The organism is Burkholderia sp. BCC1999, assembly GCF_905339975.1.
Lineage (GTDB): Bacteria > Pseudomonadota > Gammaproteobacteria > Burkholderiales > Burkholderiaceae > Burkholderia.
This window is the reverse complement of sequence record NZ_CAJPHP010000013.1, coordinates 1-18,557: the sequence shown is the minus strand read 5'-3', so window position 1 is coordinate 18,557 and position 18,557 is coordinate 1. Positions and strand designations below refer to the sequence as shown.

At 66.2% G+C, this 18,557-nt stretch carries 21 protein-coding genes; 11 read left to right on the top strand and 10 right to left on the bottom strand.

Translation table 11 applies throughout. The features are described 5' to 3' along the window. Positions 1–132 precede the first annotated feature (132 nt). Positions 133–1,071, bottom strand: coding sequence for a LysR substrate-binding domain-containing protein (locus U5809_RS19850; protein ID WP_011356424.1), 939 nt, complete (start codon positions 1,069–1,071; stop codon positions 133–135). A 230-nt stretch (positions 1,072–1,301) separates the two neighbouring features. Between U5809_RS19850 and U5809_RS19845 the strand changes: the two genes are divergently transcribed. Next, complete coding sequence (locus tag U5809_RS19845) at positions 1,302–2,201, top strand: LysR family transcriptional regulator (protein WP_322087798.1); 900 nt, start codon at positions 1,302–1,304, stop codon at positions 2,199–2,201. A 142-nt stretch (positions 2,202–2,343) separates the two neighbouring features. Here the strand turns inward: U5809_RS19845 and U5809_RS19840 are convergent, their stop codons facing one another. The 3 genes from U5809_RS19840 to U5809_RS19830 all read right to left on the bottom strand — a co-directional run bounded on the left by U5809_RS19840 (position 2,344) and on the right by U5809_RS19830 (position 4,246). Next, the gene (locus U5809_RS19840; protein WP_322087797.1) at positions 2,344–2,697 is read right to left on the bottom strand and encodes a hypothetical protein; all 354 of its coding nucleotides are present in this window, start codon (positions 2,695–2,697) and stop codon (positions 2,344–2,346) included. Further along, complete coding sequence (locus U5809_RS19835; RefSeq protein ID WP_322087796.1) at positions 2,694–3,419, bottom strand: hypothetical protein; 726 nt, start codon at positions 3,417–3,419, stop codon at positions 2,694–2,696. The genes U5809_RS19840 and U5809_RS19835 overlap by 4 nt, the downstream gene beginning before the upstream one ends. A gap of 107 nt (positions 3,420–3,526) precedes the next feature. Next, on the bottom strand, positions 3,527–4,246 hold the full coding sequence (locus U5809_RS19830; protein ID WP_322087795.1) for a hypothetical protein: 720 nt from the start codon (positions 4,244–4,246) through the stop codon (positions 3,527–3,529). Positions 4,247–4,468: 222 nt separating this feature from the next. On the opposite strand from U5809_RS19830, the gene U5809_RS19825 reads away from it, so the two are divergent. Then, the gene (locus U5809_RS19825) at positions 4,469–4,726 is read left to right on the top strand and encodes a type II toxin-antitoxin system ParD family antitoxin (RefSeq protein ID WP_226228420.1); all 258 of its coding nucleotides are present in this window, start codon (positions 4,469–4,471) and stop codon (positions 4,724–4,726) included. Between the two features lie 2 nt (positions 4,727–4,728). Next, a complete protein-coding gene (locus tag U5809_RS19820; RefSeq protein WP_415877952.1) occupies positions 4,729–5,022 on the top strand; it encodes a type II toxin-antitoxin system RelE/ParE family toxin in 294 nt (97 codons plus the stop codon). A 180-nt stretch (positions 5,023–5,202) separates the two neighbouring features. Here U5809_RS19820 and U5809_RS19815 read toward each other — a convergent pair whose 3' ends face one another. The 4 genes from U5809_RS19815 to fae all read right to left on the bottom strand — a co-directional run bounded on the left by U5809_RS19815 (position 5,203) and on the right by fae (position 9,784). After that, entirely contained in the window at positions 5,203–6,537 is a 1,335-nt protein-coding gene (locus U5809_RS19815) for an MFS transporter (protein ID WP_322087968.1), read from the bottom strand. Between the two features lie 160 nt (positions 6,538–6,697). Beyond that, the gene (locus U5809_RS19810; protein ID WP_322087794.1) at positions 6,698–8,149 is read right to left on the bottom strand and encodes an NAD-dependent succinate-semialdehyde dehydrogenase; all 1,452 of its coding nucleotides are present in this window, start codon (positions 8,147–8,149) and stop codon (positions 6,698–6,700) included. Positions 8,150–8,195: 46 nt separating this feature from the next. Then, positions 8,196–9,218 (bottom strand): aldo/keto reductase, encoded by a 1,023-nt coding sequence (locus tag U5809_RS19805; protein ID WP_322087793.1) that lies wholly within the window; start codon positions 9,216–9,218, stop codon positions 8,196–8,198. Positions 9,219–9,259: 41 nt separating this feature from the next. Next, positions 9,260–9,784 (bottom strand): formaldehyde-activating enzyme, encoded by a 525-nt coding sequence (gene fae, locus U5809_RS19800; RefSeq protein WP_322087792.1) that lies wholly within the window; start codon positions 9,782–9,784, stop codon positions 9,260–9,262. Between the two features lie 325 nt (positions 9,785–10,109). Between fae and U5809_RS19795 the strand changes: the two genes are divergently transcribed. The 3 genes from U5809_RS19795 (at position 10,110) to U5809_RS19785 (ending at position 12,547) form a co-directional block, all read left to right on the top strand. Next, the gene (locus U5809_RS19795) at positions 10,110–11,027 is read left to right on the top strand and encodes a LysR family transcriptional regulator (protein WP_044848054.1); all 918 of its coding nucleotides are present in this window, start codon (positions 10,110–10,112) and stop codon (positions 11,025–11,027) included. 452 nt (positions 11,028–11,479) lie between these two features. Further along, positions 11,480–11,830, top strand: coding sequence for a hypothetical protein (locus tag U5809_RS19790; RefSeq protein WP_322087791.1), 351 nt, complete (start codon positions 11,480–11,482; stop codon positions 11,828–11,830). A 156-nt stretch (positions 11,831–11,986) separates the two neighbouring features. Then, a complete protein-coding gene (locus U5809_RS19785; protein ID WP_322087790.1) occupies positions 11,987–12,547 on the top strand; it encodes a hypothetical protein in 561 nt (186 codons plus the stop codon). Here U5809_RS19785 and U5809_RS19780 read toward each other — a convergent pair whose 3' ends face one another. Further along, complete coding sequence (locus U5809_RS19780; protein WP_021160509.1) at positions 12,548–13,423, bottom strand: LysR family transcriptional regulator; 876 nt, start codon at positions 13,421–13,423, stop codon at positions 12,548–12,550. Between the two features lie 161 nt (positions 13,424–13,584). On the opposite strand from U5809_RS19780, the gene U5809_RS19775 reads away from it, so the two are divergent. Both U5809_RS19775 and U5809_RS19770 read left to right on the top strand, forming a co-directional pair. After that, the gene (locus U5809_RS19775; RefSeq protein WP_322087789.1) at positions 13,585–14,904 is read left to right on the top strand and encodes a DUF3422 domain-containing protein; all 1,320 of its coding nucleotides are present in this window, start codon (positions 13,585–13,587) and stop codon (positions 14,902–14,904) included. Positions 14,905–14,938: 34 nt separating this feature from the next. Beyond that, complete coding sequence (locus tag U5809_RS19770) at positions 14,939–15,142, top strand: hypothetical protein (protein ID WP_322087788.1); 204 nt, start codon at positions 14,939–14,941, stop codon at positions 15,140–15,142. Between the two features lie 39 nt (positions 15,143–15,181). Here the strand turns inward: U5809_RS19770 and cynR are convergent, their stop codons facing one another. After that, positions 15,182–16,132: a transcriptional regulator CynR gene (gene cynR, locus U5809_RS19765; RefSeq protein ID WP_322087787.1), complete on the bottom strand. Its 951-nt coding sequence runs from the start codon at positions 16,130–16,132 to the stop codon at positions 15,182–15,184. Positions 16,133–16,245: 113 nt separating this feature from the next. Between cynR and U5809_RS19760 the strand changes: the two genes are divergently transcribed. From U5809_RS19760 to U5809_RS19750, 3 genes are all read left to right on the top strand, one after another. Further along, positions 16,246–16,905 (top strand): carbonic anhydrase, encoded by a 660-nt coding sequence (locus U5809_RS19760; protein WP_322087786.1) that lies wholly within the window; start codon positions 16,246–16,248, stop codon positions 16,903–16,905. A gap of 30 nt (positions 16,906–16,935) precedes the next feature. Next, a complete protein-coding gene (gene cynS, locus U5809_RS19755) occupies positions 16,936–17,406 on the top strand; it encodes a cyanase (RefSeq protein WP_322087785.1) in 471 nt (156 codons plus the stop codon). Between the two features lie 110 nt (positions 17,407–17,516). Beyond that, positions 17,517–17,984, top strand: a complete 468-nt coding sequence (locus U5809_RS19750) for a nucleoside deaminase (protein ID WP_282507903.1) — start codon at positions 17,517–17,519, stop codon at positions 17,982–17,984. The last annotated feature ends 573 nt before the right edge of the window (positions 17,985–18,557 follow it).

Here is an 18,557-nt window from a genome sequence, read left to right as displayed (position 1 = left end):
GCGGTGGTGGCGGGATGGCGCGCGGGCGGCGGCCCTGTCGTATTTTCGACCGGACCGCGTGCGGACCCGCGCGGGAGCCGGTAAGGTGTCGCCCGCGGCCGGCGGTCGCGTCGGTCGCGGGCGGATCGCGCGTCAGGCCAGCGGCACTTGCGGCAGCGGCGACGACGGTTCGAGATGGCGCTTCGCGAGCCACACTTCCTGCTGCAGCCAGTCGCGGAACTGGACGATGTGCGGCAGGTTCGTCTGCTCGGGCCGCGTGACGAACCAGTACGACTGGTGGCCGTCGACGTGCACGTTGAGCACCTGCATCAGTTGCCCGGTCGCGAGTTCGCGCGCGACCATGTGGCGATCGGCGATCGTGATCCCGAGGCCGTCGATTGCCGCGCGGATCGCGTGGTCGAGGAGGTCGAATTCGTAGCCGCCGCGCGTGTCGACGTCGGCGATGCCGGCGGCCTTCAGCCAGTGCTGCCAGGTCAGGTAGCGCTGGTCGTCGGTGGCGAGCACGTGCAGCAGCGTGAAGCGGTTCAGGTCGATCGGCGCGCCGTCCTGTCGCAGCCGCGCATACAGTGCGGGCGCGCAGACGGCGATATGCTGCTCCTGCATCAGCAGGGCGTTGTCGAAGCCGTCCCATTCGCCGTCGCCGAACCGGATCGCGCAGTCGAGCACGCGCGATTCGCCGAGGCTGTCGTGAATGCGGGTCGTGAGGCTCAGCTCGAATTCGGGATGTGCGTCGCGCAGCCGGCCGAGCCGCGGCATCAGCCAGCGCGCGGCGAAGGTGGGTGGCACGTTCGCGCGCAGGCGGTTCAGGTGGGTTTTTTCCTGCAGGCTGCGGACGGTCAGCTCGATCTTGTCGAACGATTGCTGCAGCGCGCGCAGCAGCACGCGGCCGGCCGCCGTCAGTTCGAGCTGGTGATGGCGGCGCTCGAGCAGGGTTTCGCCGAGTTGGCCCTCGAGCTGGCGGACCTGGCGGCTCACCGCGCTCTGCGTCACGTTGAGCAGTTCGGCCGCGCGCGTGAAGCTGCCGGTGCGGCCGGCCATCTCGAAGGCTTTCAGCGCGTTCAGCGCCGGCATCTTGCGTCTCACGGGGCGGTGTCGTGTTTGGTGCGGGATGCTTATTGTAGGCGGGCGGCGCGGGCGCGGGGACGATGAATGGATGCGACGGAGGGCGCGGGCCGTCGCGGTTTTTACGGCGCGGTGATTGGGGCGCCTTGTTGCGATCAGGCTGCCCGCAGTCGGGACGGCGGTGACGGCCGGTAACAGCACGAACGATACAAACGATACGAACGAAAGGGACACTCATCATGCGACGCCTGCCATCGTTGATCGCATTGCGATTTTTCGAGGAGACCGCGCGTCACCTGAGCTTCAACCGTGCGGCAGTTTCGCTGTGCGTGACGCAGGGGGCGGTGAGCCGGCAGATCCGGCTGCTCGAGGAAGCGCTCGGCGCGCGGCTGTTCGAGCGCGATCACAAGGGTGTGCGCCTGACCGATGCCGGCCAGCGGTTGCTGCCGTTCATCGGGCAGGCGTTCGACACGATCGAGCGTGGTGTCGATGAAATCGCCGCCACGCGGCCGGGTGCGAAGCGGCGGCTGACGGTGTCGTTGCCGCCGACGTTCGCGACGCAGTGGTTTTCGCCGCGGCTCGGCACGCTCGCGGAGGCGTTGCCTGACGTCGAGCTGTCGATCCGCACCGAGCCGGCCGACGATTGCCATTGCCACATCCGCTTCGGGCGCGCGGCGCGCTCGGGGATGCAGTCGGAGCTGCTGATGATGGAGCGGCATGCGCTCGTCGGCGCGCCGCGTTATCGCGGTGACGCGCTCGACGTGCTGCTCGGCCGGCTGCCGTCGCTGCATGTGCTGCACGAAGGCAAGCGCCTGACGCTGTGGGCCGACTGGTGCGAGCAGGCGGGCGTGCCGCTGGCGCGGATCGGCGATGGTATCGAGTTTTCCACGCTCGAACAGGCGATCCGTGCGGCGCGCAAAGGCGCGGGGCTCGCGGTGGTCGACCTGAACATGATCGAGGAGGAGATCGCCGAGGGCAGCCTCGTGCGACTGTCTCCGGTGCAGCCGATCGGGCCGTTCGGCTATTGGCTCGATGTCGAGCCGGAGACAGTCGCCGTCGAGCACGTGGTTGCATTTGCCGCGTGGATGCGCGGGCAGGCGGGACGGAAGGGGGAGGGGGCGACTGTAGGACGCGGCTGATTGGAATGTGGGAAAAATCGGATCGGTCCGCGCCGGTCGTGCGGTGCCTCCTGCTTTGGTGTCTGTCAAAGATCGTTACGAACTGAAGACTGGCTGGATCGCCGTTGAACCGAGCCGCGCGGTTGCGTTCCATTGCCGCGGGCTAGAGGTCGGGGTCCTGTCCGAAGTGCAGGAGTGTTTCCCGGCGACAACGGGCTTCGGCATCGGCCATCGAGATGATCTGCAATGTGCTTTTCGAGTGATCGATCGGCCCCACGTCGAAGACTTTTCTTTGCGGCGGTGATGTCGGCTTGCCGGCCGGTTGCGCGTGATATTCGACGGCAGACGTCAGCGCCGCCTGCGCTTGATCGTGATGGCGTGCGCTTGCGACGAGTTCGCCAATGAGCAGCCGGATTTCCGAGAGACGAATGGGGCGATTCTCGTTCGTCATGCGGCTGCGCCTGGCTATTTGCTTCGCGAAACGGAAGCCCGTGATCGGGCGGTGCTTTTGGGTCATTCGTAAATTCCTTTCTCGATCAGGTATTGCCGCAGCGTCCGCACGGAATGGCTCTGCAGGGCAACCTCGAATGTCATCCAGCGATGTGACCCCGCGACTCGCCAGAAGTCCCGCCCGAATCGCGTTGTGAAGAGTGCACGTAACGACCGAAGCGACCGATCGGCCAACCCGACCGGATATCCGGGGAAATACTGGAACAGCGCGGCCTCGTCACCATGCCGATTCGGAATGGGCGCATCAAAGCCGAACCTGGGCCATGCGTAGTATCCGGAGAGCCGTGGCCCGCCGGGTTGCGGTGCGGCTTTGCGACCGCCTATCGCGAACGCGCTGATCCGGGCGATCCTCAACCTATCGCATGCTCTAACAATCCGCCATAGCATCGCTGCGCCGAGGCCGGCGATGGCGTTATCGACAAGATCGATAGATCCCAATTCGAGTACGGACGAGTCTCGGGTCTGAAGCACGGAGACGCGGTTCTCCGATCGAATCAATTTCGGGTGCGTGACGGCGAATGTCAATCTGTCCGCGCTGTCGAGATAGGCTTGAATTTCTGATCCGGCAGGTGCTCCGCATAACGAAACGAGCAGTTCGTCGGGGACGTTGCCGCTCACGCCAAGCAACGCGGAAATATCGAGGTCGTTTCGATCGACCTCGAGCCGATCGTCGAAGTACGTCGTCTCGTACGGCAGAACATGACTGAGATCGACAGTTGGAGCGGGCATGGCTTCCGGTAGTGAATGGAAAACCCCAGCATATCGCCGCGAATCCGGCAGGCCGAGTCCCCCAAACGGCCAATCGCGAGGCGGGACGATGGCCCCTTCCGCCCGCCTTACGACCAGTCGAACGTCAACAGTGCCACGCGGCTGACCGGCTCGTAAAACAGCAGAATCCAGTCGGCCCCCATCGCGCGATATTCCCACCCCGTCACGCCGGCGACGAAGCGAAAGCGCGCACCGTCGGGGCCGATCGGCCGGATGTCGTCCGGATTGCTGTCGTCGATCGGAAAATCCGATGTGCCCGACCAGTTGCCCCAGCCGACCGATCCGCCAAGCTGGTCGATGAGGTCGCACGGTTTTTCCTGGCTGAAATCGCGCTCGTCCGGCGCGTACTGGTTGGACGAGTAGAGCACGCCGTATTCGGCGAACCGCTTGCGCGCGGTTTCGATGCTGGCCTGTTGCTCGGCGTAGTGCGCCTCCAGTTCCTTGCGATAGCCCGTGTCATGCGTGCCGGGCGGGTTTTCCAGATAGAAGTAGCGCGGGTCGCCGAGCAGCGTGTAGCGGTTGTTTTCGTCGAGCCGGAACCCGATCCAGTTCGCGCGGAGATAGTCGTTGTGGTACGCGGCCGTGTCCTGCCCGACGAGCCCGTCATAAGGTTCGACGGGGCTGAGCAGGTGGATCCAGCCCTCCCACGACGGATTGACCGTCGACAGGTCGATCGACACGAGCGGATGCAGATGGCGCGCAAGTGCGGCATGGGGCTCGGCAAAGACGTCGGTGTCCGACGGGTAGACCTTCAGGCCAGGTGGTGGCGTGACGATGTCTTCAATCATGATCGGTGTCCGCATGGTGAGCGTTCGGCAAGGCTACACGAGGGAAGGCGAAACCCGGATGAATGCCGGCGCGCCGCGGCCTGTCTGAATTCCGTCCCGTTCCATCCACCCGATCGGCTGTGAAGGCATTCGCGTCGATCCGTCTGGAGATCGTCTTCTTGATAATAGTTGATAACCGGGATACGCTGGATGGATCGAATTCAATCCGGTCGGGAGGTCGGCATGATCAGTGCGGAACTGGGCCAGCAGCTGGAGGCTTACGTCGCGAAGCTGGTCGAATCGGGGCGTTACGGATCCAAGAGCGAAGTGCTGCGCGAAGGCGTGCGCCTGATCCAGGATCGCGAGGCGCAACTCAATGCGCTGGACGCGGTGATCGCGCGCAGCCTGGCCGATGCGGAAGCCGGACGCGGCGCCGAGGCGGCGGAAGTCTTCGATCGTCTGGAGGCGAAGTACCGGGCCCAGGCCGATCGCCAGACCTGACCGTGCGCCTGTCAGATTTCGCGATTGCTGAACTCGAAGCGATTGCCGATTACATCGCGCGTGACAATCCGCAACGAGCCGTGACCTTCGTGCGGGAGATTCGCGACAAGTGTCTGGGTCTTGCCGGGATGCCGCTGGCTTTTCCGCTGGTGCCGCGCTTCGAGCGTCACGGCGTGCGGCACCGCGTGTACGGCAACTATCAGATCTTCTATCGGATCGTCGGTGATCCGCCTGAGCAGATCGATATCCTTCACATCCTGCACGGCGCGCGGGACTACGCGCCGATTCTGTTCTGAGCGATTTCACGAATCGCGTATTGTCGGGAAGGTAGAAAAACTGCCGGCTCGAATGCACGAACCCGGCCTTGGCCGGGTTCATTCGAATCGCATTCCACATTGCCGCCGCACATCAGCCGCGTGCCGACGTAAAAGCGTCGAGCGTACCGACGCAGGCAGGCACGCAACCCGCCTCCCTCGTCAATGCCCCGACGCCTCCTCCAGCGTCAGATGCTTCGTCTCCGGCGCCCACGCGATCGACACGATCATCCCCACCAGCAGCACACCCGCGAGCGCGAACATCGTCGCGTGAAAGCCCAGCGTCGCGATGCCGGCCGGCAGCAGGAACGTGCCGATCGCCGAACCGAGCCGGCTGCACGCGATCGCGAGACCGACGCCGCATGCACGCACTTCGGTCGGGAAGCACTCGGGCGGGAACACGCCGACAAGGTTGCTGAACGCGGACATCGTCAGCGTGAAGATCGCGAACGCGACGATCATCGCGACGGCCGCCGCCGACGGCAGCACCGCCAACGCGACGAGCGACGCGCACGTCACCGCGAACGAGCCGATCAGAAAGCCGCGTCGCGACAGCCGGATCGTCAGCCAGATGCCGATCAGCGCACCCAGCACGAGAAACGCGTTCAGCAGCAGGTCCGCACCGAAACCTTCGGCGAGGCCGATCGTCTTCAGGATCGTCGGCAGGAACGTGTAGATCGCGAAATACGGAATCACGAGGCACACGAAGAACGCGCAGTTGAAAAGCGTGCGGCGAATCAGGTCGCGCTGGAACAGTCGCGCGAAACCGGCATTCGTATGCGGTTCGGCCGAACCGTCGAGCATCACGTGCGGCCCGAAATGCTTCGCGACGATCGCGCGCGCTTCCTGCACGCGCCCCTTGCCGAGCAGCCAGCGCGGCGATTCGGGCGTGCCGATCCGCAGCACCAGCACGATCAGCGCAGGCAACGCAGCGGACGCGAGCAGCCAGCGCCATGCGTCGGGCGTGGCATCGCCGTACGCAAGGCCGAGCACGTTCGCGGCGACATAGCCGATCGTCCAGATCACGCTGAACGAGCCGAGCAGCGCACCGCGATGCCTGCGCGGAGAGAATTCGGCGAGGATCGCGTGGCCGACGGTGAAGTCGCCGCCCATCCCGAAGCCGATCAGCACGCGCAGCACGCACAGTTCGAGCGGCGATGTGACGAAGAACTGCGCGAACGCGGCCGCCGTGATGATCACGAAGCTCGTCAGGAAGATCTTCTGCCGGCCCATCCGGTCGGACAGCCAGCCGAACACGAGGCTGCCGAAGAAGATGCCGATCAGCGCCGAGCTGCCGATCATTCCCATCCAGAATGCGTCGATCGGCATCTGCTTGCCGAGCGCGGCGAGCGCGTAGCCGATCGTGCCGAGCGTGTAGCCTTCGGTGAAATGGGCGCCGAACGTGAGGCCGGCGATCTTCACGTGGAAACGGTTGAGCGGCACGTCGTCGAGCGCGACGGAGCGGTGCGGCGCACCGGCGCCACGCGGCAGCGGCAACGCGCGTGCAGTGCCGGATTGAACGTTGGCTTGGGTCAAGCTGCCTCCTGGATTGTTATCTGGTGCGCAGCGGCGCGCGCAGGCGGCATGCCGCCGCGAGCGTCGTGCGAGGCGCCGCGCGGTCGGACGGCGCGCGGCGCGGGTCGACCGCGGGGAGCGGTCAGCGGCCGAGGCCGGCCATCAGCGTGTACTTGAGTTCCACGTATTCGTCGAGGCCGTACTTCGAGCCTTCGCGGCCGAGCCCCGATTGCTTGACGCCGCCGAACGGCGCGACTTCGGTCGAGATGATCCCGTCGTTGACGCCGACCATCCCGCTCTCCAGCGCACCCGACACGCGCCACGCGCGGCCGAGGTCGCGTGTGTAGAAATACGCGGACAGCCCGAACGGTGTGTCGTTGGCCGCGGCGACGGCCTCTTCCTCGGTCGTGAAGCGGAAGCAGCCAGCGACGGGGCCGAAGGTTTCCTCTTCGGCGATCAGCATGTCGGCCGTCATGTCGGTCAGCACGGTCGGCTCGTAGAACGTGCCGCCGAGCGCGTGACGCCTGCCGCCAGTGAGCACGTGGGCGCCCTTCGCGGTCGCATCGGCCACGTGCCGCTCGACCTTGCCGAGCGCCGCCTCGTTGATCAGCGGCCCCTGGTCCACTTCACCCGCGAGTGCGTTGCCGACGCGCAGCGTGCGCACGGCGTCCGCGAGCTTGCGCGTGAACGCGTCGTAGACGCCGTCCTGCACGAGAAAGCGGTTCACGCACACGCAGGTCTGGCCCGTGTTGCGGAACTTCGACGCGATCGCGCCCGTGACCGCCGCATCGAGATCGGCATCGTCGAACACGATGAACGGCGCGTTGCCGCCGAGTTCGAGCGACAGCTTCTTCAGCGTGTCGGCCGACTGTTTCGCGAGCAGCTTGCCGACCCGCGTCGAGCCCGTGAACGACAGCTTGCGCACGACGGACGAACTCGTCAGCGTCTCGCCGATCGCGACCGCGTCGCCCGACACGACGTTGAACACGCCGGCCGGCACGCCCGCGCGCTCGGCGAGTACCGCGAGCGCGAACGCCGACAGCGGCGTTTCCTCCGACGGCTTCAGCACCATCGTGCAGCCGGCCGCGAGCGCGGGGCCGGCCTTGCGCGTGATCATCGCGAGCGGGAAATTCCACGGCGTGATCGCCGCGACGACGCCGACCGGCTCGCGCGTGACGACGATCTGCGAATCCGGCTTCGGGCTCGGGATCACGTCGCCGTACATGCGCTTCGCTTCTTCCGCGAACCATTCGAGAAAGCTCGCCGCATACGCGACTTCGCCGCGCGCTTCCGCGAGCGGCTTGCCTTGCTCGCGCGTCAGCAGCTCGGCGAGCGCGTCGCGATTCTCGAGCATCAGCTCGCCCCAGCGCTTCACGCGGGCGCCGCGTTCCTTCGCGGTCAATGCGCGCCACGCGGGAAACGCGTGCGCGGCGGCATCGATCGCGCGTTGGGTGTCGTCGGCGCCGCCTTTCGCGACCTTCGCGATCGTCTCGCCGGTCGCCGGGTTCAGCACCGGATAGGTTGCATCGCTCGCGCCATGTGATTCGTGCCATTCGCCGCCGATGTAATGGCCGGTCCTCAGAAATTCGTTCATTGTGGGTCGTTCCTTCAGTGCCTCGGAGCTTCAGTGCTTCAGTGCCTCAGTCCGTCGCGAAACTGCCCTGCGCCGGACGCGACTCGCGCGCGATGCGCTTGCCGGCCGTGTAGTCGTTGATCAGGTCGCACGGCGTGTAGTTGCGTTCCAGCTCGTACAGTTCTTCTTCGGTGAGCTGCGTTTCGAGCGCGCCGAGCGCGCTGTCGAATTGCGCGACGGAATCCGCGCCGACCAGCATGCTCGCGATGCCCGGGCGGCTCAGCACCCAGGCCTGTGCGATCTGCGCGGGCGGCACGCCGCGGCGCTTCGCGACCTTCGCGACCGATGCGGCAATTGCGAGCGACGATGCATCTCCGTACATCTGCGCGGTGAAGAAGTCGGTCTGGTTGCGCGTCGATTGCGGCTCGCAGGTCAACAGGCCGCGCGCGAGCGGGCTGAACACCGACACGCCGACGCCCTGGTCGATGCAGTACGGCACCATCTCGCGCTCTTCCTCGCGATACGCGAGGTTCAGCTGCAGCTGCATGTTGATCGGCTTGTTCCAGCCGTTTCGTTCGCAGGCCTGCATGATCTTCGCGAACTGCCACGTGTACATCGTCGATACGCCGATATAGCGCGCCTTGCCCGCGCGCACGATGTCGTGGAGCGCGCTCATCGTCTCCTCGACGGGCGTGTTCACGTCGAAGAAGTGCAGCATGAAGATGTCGACGTAATCCATCCCGAGCCGCTTGAGCGAAGCGTCGATGCCGTCCAGCACGTGCTTGCGCGAATGGCCGCCGGCGTTCGGGTAGCTGCCCATGTCGTAGCCGACCTTGGTCGTCACGACGAGCTCCTCGCGGCGCGCATTGCGCTTCAGGATGCGGCCGACCACTTCCTCGCCGACGCCCGTCGAATAGAAATCCGCGAGATCGATGAAGTTCACGCCGGCGTCGAGCGCGCGGCGCACGATCGGCTCGCTCTGCGCTTCGTCGAAGATCCAGGGCTTCCATTCGGGGGTGCCCATGTTCATCGTGCCGAGACAGAGGCGGGACACCTTCAGGCCTGACTGGCCGAGGCGGACGTATTCCATGTTTCCTCCAGGTGCGGCCTTGTGCCGGCCGCTTGTCGTCGTCAGTTTTTCTTCGGGGTGTAGAACGGGTTCGACACGTCGCGCGCGGCGGCGAATACCGCGTCGCGATGCGGCAGCCCTTCCATCGCGGCTACGATCGCGTTGCGGCACGCGCGATAGTTGTTCTCGAACACGGCATCGAGATCGTCGGTCTGCGGATTCACCCAGTTCGCCGACACGACGACCCAGTCGTTCTCCGCTTCGGGCGGCAGCGTGCCGTTCTCGAGCGCTTCGGCCACCGCCTTCGCGATGCCGGCCTGCGACGCGCCCCACGTGGCGTTGCCGTGGAAATCGTTGGCGATCTGCGCCTTGTTGACGTACAGCGTGAGCGGCTTGGTCGGCACGCCCGGCTGCGCGATCACGACGAACGGCGCGTGGCCGGCCGACGGCGTCGCGAGCGCGGTGGCGAACGCCTGGCCCGCCGGGCCGTTGCGCGGGCCGACCAGCACGTTGATATGCGCGAGGTTGACGCCGGGGCCTTCGAAGCCTTCGCCGATGTAAAGCTGCCTGAGTTGGGATGCGGTCATTGCGGTGTCTCGTCGATAAGGTTGGTGTGAGGCGATTGTGGTGGGCCGTGGCGTGGCCGGTGAATCGATGTTTCCTGATCGGGCTATGAGTTTTCGTCGTCTCCGGGAATGCCCTCGGCCCGGGACGCGGACGCCCGCCGGGCAAGCCTCGGCCGTTGTCATGACGGCCGGAGGGGCGGGATCGGCGGGTGGGCATTCGCGAACCGGCTCCGGGTTTGTCATACCCGGGCAGGGGTTGGAGGGCCGGGCGCATCCGGACAACAATCGGCGTACTCCGAGCCCTATCTTTCGTCTTCCCTTCTTTTTTCGAAAGCGAGTAATTCCGATGGCTGCCATTCAAAGGCCCGATTGGTCGAAGCTCAGTTCGCTCGATCCCGAACTGATCCGCGCATTCGTCGCCGTGGTCGAGAGCGGCGGCTTCACCGCGGCGGCCCGGCAACTGCATCGCACGCAATCGACGATCAGCCTGCGCATCCGCACGCTCGAGGAGCGGCTCGACACGCACCTGTTCATGCGCAACAGCCGGCGGCTCGAACTGTCGCGCGACGGCGAGAATTTCCTGATCCATGCGCGCCGCATCATCCAGGTGCAGAACGACGCGATCCTCGCGCTGAAGCAGGCGAGCAGCGACCGCGGCGTCGTGCGCTTCGGGCTGCCCGAGGACTATGCGGAGCTGTGGCTGCCCGACCTGTTGAAGTCGTTCTATGCGATGCGGCCGGGCGCGCGCTTTCACGTGCATTGCCGCACGTCGCTCGAACTGCTCGAACGGCTGCAGGCCGGCGAGCTCGACGTCGCGCTCGTCGTGCGCCATGGGCCGAACGCGGGCGGGCGGCTGCTCGGCCGTCACGAGGTCGTGTGGGCCGCGCACCGGGATTTCGCGCTCGGCCCGCAGGCGTCGGTGCCGCTCGCGCTGTTTCCGGAGACGTGCTGCTACCGGCAGCGCGGGCTGCAGGCGCTCGCGACGGCCGAGCGGCCGTATCACGTCGTCTATACGAGCCAGAGCCCGACCGGCATCAAGATCGCGGTGAACCACGGCGCGGCCGTGACGATGATCGACCGCTGCACGTTGCCCGAGAACTGGCGCGTGCTCGACGAGACGGACGGGCTGCCGCCGCTGCCGGCTGCCGATCTCGAACTGCATCGCTCGCCGGGCATCTGCGATCCGCTGACCGACGATCTGGTGTCGCTGATCGAATCGATGGTCGACGAGCGGCGGCGCGCGTCGCTCGAAGCGTTCGCATAGCGGGATGACCGGCGCACAGGCGGGGGCGACGCGGACTGTGGCGCGCGGCCGTGGTGCGGGCACGGCGACTGCGAGATCGGTCGCCGGGCTTTAGCCGCCGTCCAGCGCCCACCGCTCACCGCTCACCGCTCACCGCTCACCGCTCACCGCTCACCGCTCACCGCTCACCGCTCACCGCTCACCGCTCACCGCTCACCGCCCACCGCCCACCGCCCACCGCCCACCGCCCACCGCCCACCGCCCACCGCCCACCGCCCACCGCCCACCGCCCACCGCCCACCAGCCACCAGCCACCAGCCACCAGCCACCAGCCACCAGCCACCAGCCACCAGCCGGTGACGTGTCCTCCACGCCGCTTTTTGCACCGGCGCCCCGTTTTTTTGCACGACGTTTATGTCGTCTCTTCTAAGCTGGTGATGTGTCGAACAGCCGAGACGGCCTCCGTCCGCTCCATGACCTTCATTCATCCCGTTCCCGCCTTCGATGTCGCCGGCCGCCGGTTGCGCGCCGGCGTATGCAACAACGTCATTCCGTTCCCGCCGCCGCGCCCGCGCCTGCAGTTGCCCGTCACGTTGACGGCCGATTCTGGCGAACGCGCGCATGCGCGGCTCGCGGCGCTGCTGCATTCCCCGCTCGGTGTGTATGTCGTCAGTGCGCGTGCCGTGCGCGACGTGGTCCACGTGCACTTCGACATCGCGCCGGAAGACCTGGATTTCACGCTGCACATGCTGATCGCGCAGCAGGCCGATGCGGTGATCGGGCCGGTCGCGCGCCGGTTGCGCGTCGGGCCGAAGGCACGATGAAGCGGGGAACGGTTGTTGCTCGTTGGTTGTCGTTCGTTCCTTGATGGCTTGTCCGATCCGTCGCCCGATTACCGGTCGCCGTGTCCGTCCGCCCGCAAGCGGCGGACCGGCGCGCGATCCTGCATGCGCGGCGCCGATCACGAATACGGAGGAGTCGTGGATCTATTGGAAGCAGTACCTGTCGCGCGGCCGGCAAACGGCCGGTTCCGGACGGCGTCGCTGCCGTCGGGCCAGCAACTCGCGCGTCAGCTCGTGACGACGGTGCGCGTGGCCGAAATGCTGCTGCATCAGGCGATCGTCGTTCCCGACCGGCATCAGTGGTCGGTCGACACCGAAAGGGTCGAATCAGCCGGTGGGCCGCTCACGGCCTGGGAGACCTGCGTGATCTGGCGGATCGGCAAGGTGTTCGCAGCAACGGTGAGCCCGGCCGCGCGCATCAACGATCGCGACCAGGTGGCGATCGAGATCCGGCTCTGCCTGCCCGAACAGGACTACGTGGCCGAGCGGCGCGTGAGCACCTTCGGCCGTCGCCACGGCAATCGCTTCGGCGCGACGCTGTCGGTCGCGTCGGGTGCGCAGTGGGGCTGGCAACGCACGGAGCACGTCGCGCCGGAACATGCGCAGGTGCGCGGCGATACGCTGGAAGCGCTCGTCGATCGGGTTGCCGCGAACGTCAACGCGGCGCTGGGCGCGGCCGGGTTCGGCGCGACGCGCTGATCACGCGTCGCCAGTCTGCCCGGTCTGCCGCTGCAGGTCTTCCATCAACTGTTCCGCGAGAAAGTCGCACGGCGGGCGCTTCGATTTCGTGCTGCGCGCGAGAATCAGTTCGAGCGGCGGCAGGTCGGGCAGCCCGTGGGCGCGGCCGAGCATCGACAGTTGCGCGGGAATCGCGCAGCGCGCGAGCGGCGCGACCGCGAGGCCGGCCTCGACCATGCTGAGCAGCCCGAGCAGGCTCGGGCTTTCATAGGAGGTGCGGTACGGCACCTTCGCGCGTTCGAGGCTGCGGATCGCGTTCTCGCGCGCGACGCTGCCCGGCATGAACACCGCGATCGGCAGCGGCCGCTCTTCCCACACGCGCGGCCCGTTCGTCATCGCGGCCCACGCCATCGGCTCGTGGCGGATGAAGTCGCCCGACAGCCCCTTGATGCGTGTGCCGCAGACGAGGTCGACGGTGCCCTCCTTGATCAGCGGCGCGAGCGCGCTGCTCGGCAGCCCCATCACCTGGATCTCGACCTTCGGGTAGGTCGCCGAGAACTTCTTCAGGACCGACGGCAGCAGCGACGACGCGTAGTCGTCCGGCACGCCGATCACGACTTTACCGGTCACTTCCGGCCGCACCACGGCCGCCCATGCCTCGTCGCGCAGCGCCAGCATTCGTCTGGCGAATCCCAGCAGCACCTCGCCTTCGCGCGTCAGCACGATGCTGCGCGGCTTGCGTACGAACAGCGGCCGGCCGATCGCGTCTTCCAGGCTCTTGATCTGCATGCTCACGGCCGACTGTGAGCGGTTCACCGCCTCGGCGGCGCGGGTCATGTTGCCGGTCTCCGCGACGGCGACGACGGTGGCCAGCACGTCGTGATCGAGCATCTTCATGGGTATCAGGAAAACTGAACGTAACGATCAACATTATGCGTTTTTATTGTTGCTGTGTGTCTGCCATAGTGCGATCACGCTGGCGTTTCGCCCGAGGGCGGCGCGGCGTTCAGGCCGGTTGATCCGGTGTGCACGACTGAACAAGGAAGCGTGGTGTATCGATGATCGACCATCCGTTGCGCGCCGCACTGGCCGCGGAATTGCATGCCCGGCCGTTCCTGCGGCTCGCCGAAGCCGTGTCGCTCACGCATTACGCGATCTACGCGGATGGCCAGCCCGACATCCACGAAACGTTGCTGCACGCGCTGTGCCGCGATACCGGCATCGCCGCGCCGCACGAAGGCGCGACGCACTACGCGGTGCAGTCGCCAAGCGGTTGGCACCTGAAGTGGGAGCGCCACACCGAATTCTCGACCTTCACGTTCGTCGCGCCGCGGCGCGACACCGGCTATTTCGACGATCTCGCGATCGAAGGCATTCCGGCTGCGTGGTTCGCGCGGCTCTCCGGTATCCGCTTCGTCGCGGTGCGCATGGAGCTGCTGACGGGCGACGCCGCGCGGCTGGTTTGCGGCGACCTGCGCCGCTGGATCGACGGGCCCGCGCTCGTCGGCAGCAACGTGCTCGGTGGCGGCAAGGTGTTCTGCGACTGGCATGTGCGCGACGACGGCTTCATGCGCTTTCTCGTCGTCGACGAGGATTTCCGCGAGGAGCAGGGCGGCCGCCTGCTGCAGCGCCTGTATGAAATCGAAACGTACCGGATGATGGCGTTGCTGGCGCTGCCCGTCGCGCGCCGGATGAGCCGCGAGCTCGACGAGATCCATGCGGCGCTGCACGCATTGATGCAGCGGATGGACGCGAGCGGCGCCGATGGCGATGACACGGCGCTGCTCGTCAAGCTCACGCACCTCGCGGTACGGGTCGAATCGCTGTCGGGATCGGGCGCGCGCTTCAGCGCGTCGCGGGCGTACGAAAAGCTCGTGCTGGCGCGCATCCACGAGTTGCGCGAGGAGCGCATCGAAGGGATGCCGACGATCGCCGAATTCATGGAGCGTCGTTTTGCACCGGCGATGGAAACATGTCGCAGCGTATGGGCGCGCCACGAACAGATTGCCGCGCGGATCGCGCGGGCGGTCGACCTGCTGCGCACGCGCGTGAATCTCGCGCAGGAAAAAGACGTGACGCGCCTGCTGGCGGGCATGGAGCGCACCGCACGCAACCAGCTGCATCTTCAGCACGCGGTCGAGGGGTTGTCGGTGGCAGCCATTTCGTACTACGTGCTGTCGCTCGCAACGGCGGCGTTCAAGGCGCTGCACGTGATGAACCTGCCGGTCGATCCCGAACTGGCGGAAGGCCTGCTGATCGCGCCGGTCGTGTTCGCGGTGATTCACATCACGCGGCGCACGCGCGCACAGCTGGCGCGATCGGAGGCTGCGCATGACGGTACCGTGGTGCATGCGGCAGCGATGAAGCAGGTCGGTTAGAACATCGAAAACATAATCAGGTAAAGGAGTGGAGATGACTTTTTCGCAGAAACAACCGGGTTTTTACAGCGGTTTCGATACGGCATTCGACGAACCGGCGCCGGATGATGCGGGTGTGCCCGAGGCCGCGCGCGTGACGTCGTATCAAGCCGTACTGCAGGAGCCGATGACGTCGCTCGTCGGGAATACGATCGATCGGCCGGACGTCGCGGCGGTGGCGATTCTCGGCTACAACTGACGTGGTTTGCCGCGCCGGTTCGATCCGGCGCCGCGGCATTCATTGACCGGCGGCCTTCCGGCTCGCCGGGCGTGTATCGCCTATCGGTTTTTCCTTCTCCTTCTCATTCTCCTTTCCCTTTCCCCGTGCCAGCGCCAGTTCGACGAACGCGCGCGCGGCCGCGCTCCGGTACGCCCCCTTGCGCTGCAACAGCACGGCCGTGCGCCGCAGGACGGCCGGATCGAGCGCGACGGCGACGAGATCGTCGTGCCCGCTCGCGATCGTCGCGGGCAGCAGCGTCGCGAGGTTCGTGCGGCGCACGATCTCGATCACGGCCCCCAGCGAATTTGCTTCCATCAACACGCGCGGCTGCACGTCGTGTTCGCGGAAATAGCGATCGATTTGCACGCGTGTCGCGAACTCGGCCGTGAGCAGCACGAGCGGCGCGTCGTGCAGCGCGCGCAGGCCGGCCTTGCGTTTCCCGGCGAGCGCATGCCGGCGGCTCACGACGAGCGCGAGCGTTTCCACCAGCAGCGTTTGTGCTTCGATATCCGCCGTCTGCACCTCGTCGAACGCGATGCCGACATCGAGCTCGTCGTCGACGAGCAGCGCCTCGATGCGTTCCTGCGACATCTCGCGCACCGACAGCGACACATCCGGATAGCGGCCGTGAAACGCCTCGACGAGCGGCCCGACGAGATAGCTCGTGAAGGTCGGCGTGACCGCGATCCGCAGCGAACCGCGGCTGAGATCCTGCACGTCGTGAATGGCGCGCCGGCCTTCCGCGAGATCATGCAGTGCCTGCCGCGCATAGCGGTAATACACGTCGCCGGCGTCGGTCAGCCGTGTCACGCGTCCGGTGCGGTCGAACAGTTGCGCGCCGAGCGTCTCCTCGAGCTGGCGAATCTGCTGGGACAGCGCGGGCTGCGACACGTGCAGCGCGGCGGCCGCACGCGTGAAGCTGCGGTGCTCGGCGACGGCGAGGAAGTAGTGGATATGGCGCAGCAGCATGGTCGTTCCTATAAGTCCTGCTTATCCAGGGGATCATAAATCAGTCTTTTACGTTATTGGAAGTCCGGCGTAACCTGCCCTTCATCGATTCCACCCGCACCGGAGAACACGCGATGAAGGACATCATCGAAGGCTTCCTGAAGTTCCAGCGCGATGCCTATCCGGCGCGCGCCGCGCTGTTCCGCGATCTCGCGCGCAGCCAGAATCCGCGGGCGCTGTTCATCTCGTGCTCGGACAGCCGGCTCGTGCCCGAACTCGTCACGCAGCGCGAACCGGGCGACCTGTTCGTGATCCGCAATGCCGGCAACATCGTGCCGTCGTACGGCCCCGAGCCGGGCGGCGTGTCGGCATCGGTCGAGTACGCGGTGGCCGCGCTGCGCGTGACCGACGTCGTGATCTGCGGCCATTCCGATTGCGGCGCGATGACGGCGATTGCCACCTGTCAGTGCATGGACCACATGCCGGCCGTCGGCCACTGGCTGCGCTACGCCGATTCGGCGCGTGTCGTGAACGAGGCGCGTACGCATCGCAGCGAACGCGAGCGGATCGACTCGATGGTGCGCGAGAACGTCGTCGCGCAACTGGCGAACCTGAAGACGCACCCTGCCGTGCGGCTCGCGCTCGAAGAAGGGCGGCTCGCGCTGCACGGCTGGGTCTACGACATCGAATCGGGCTGCATCGACGCCCATGACGGCGCGACCGGCCGGTTCGTCTCCCTGGCGGACCATCCCGACGTTCGCGCCACGCCCGCGACGCTTCCCGTCGCGGCCTGAATCGCTCCCACCCCACCACGAGGAATTGCCATGATCCAGTCCCAGCACAGCCAGACCGCCCGCCACGCGCTTGCGGAGGCCATCGTTCTCGCGAAGGCGCGCAAGAACCTGTCGTTCGCGCAGCTAACCGAAGGCACGGGCCTGAGCGAAGCGTTCGTGACGGCCGCGTTGCTCGGCCAGCATGCGCTGCCGGCCGATGCGGCGCGCAGCGTTGCCAGCAAGCTCGGCCTCGACGACGATGCGGTGCTGCTGCTGCAGACGATCCCGCTGCGCGGCAGCATCGACGATCGCGTGCCGACCGATCCGACCATTTACCGCTTCTACGAGATGCTGCAGGTGTACGGCACGACGCTGAAGGCACTCGTTCACGAGAAGTTCGGCGACGGCATCATCAGCGCGATCAATTTCCGGCTCGACGTGAAGAAGGTCGACGATCCCGAAGGCGGTTCGCGCGCGGTGATCACGCTCGACGGCAAGTACCTGCCGACCAAGCCGTTCTGAGGCCTGCGCGGCGCCGCGGCAGCGGTGCCGCGCAGGTTTCCGCCCGACGTGCATCGGCCGGTTGAATCCGCCGCACGTTCGCACCATTCCGATTCAACGAGGATGCAGCCATGGATTTTGTGAAACGCACGATCGATCTTGCGATGAAGAACGTGGAAGAGGGCGGCCGCCCGTTCGCGACGGTGATCGTCCGCGACGGTGAGATCGTCGCGGAAAGCCCGAACCTCGTCGCACAGACCAGCGACCCGACCGCGCATGCGGAGATCCTCGCGGTGCGCGACGCGTGCCGCAAGCTCGGCACCGAGCACCTGACCGATTGCGAGATCTACATTCTCGCGAGCCCGTGCCCGATGTGCCTCGGTTCGCTGTACTACTGCAGCCCGAAACGCGTCGTCTACATCACGACCCGCGAGGACTACGCGCCGTTTTACCGCGACGACCGCAAGTATTTCGAGCTCGACACGTTCTATGCCGAATATGCGAAACCGATCGAGGAACGCCGGCTGCCGATGGTGCAGCACAAGCACGCCGACGCGATCGCCGTCTACCGGCGCTGGAAGGAACTGAACGCGAAGTGACGTGACCCGCGCGGCGCACCGGCCGCGCGTGGCAGCCGCCCGGCTGCTCGTTTTCCCGACCCCCGTTTCACCCTCCGTGTCACCCGGCGGCGCCCGTCCCGCCGGGGCGCCCGCGGTGCGGCGCGCGGCCGGGTCATGCCCCGTTTTGCCGCCTACCCAAACATCGATCCCGTTCAATGTCCGAAACGGAAATCCGCGATCCAAAAGGTTTTTGACGGGTTTAAAAATTCGCACTGGAGACGACAGAAACGTGCGGAAAGCCCGATGAAAACCGATGAAATCTTCCTGACAGCCAGCGCGGTGCCTCCGGTCGTTCGCGACTGATTGCCGCTGATCGCCGTGCGAGCCCCCACACCTGTTTCGTTGCGCCATTCGTTCCGGACGAGGAATCGCTCGATCCCTCTCCGCCAGCACCGCGCGACTGCCGACCGGTCGCGCCTGACGCCAGAGATTCGCTTACCTGCTTAAAACGGACCATCATGAAACGGGATTCATTCAGTACACCTGATGCGATGCATCGACCGACGACGGATATGCTCAAACCGAATGACGCATTCGTGCGCATCGAAAACG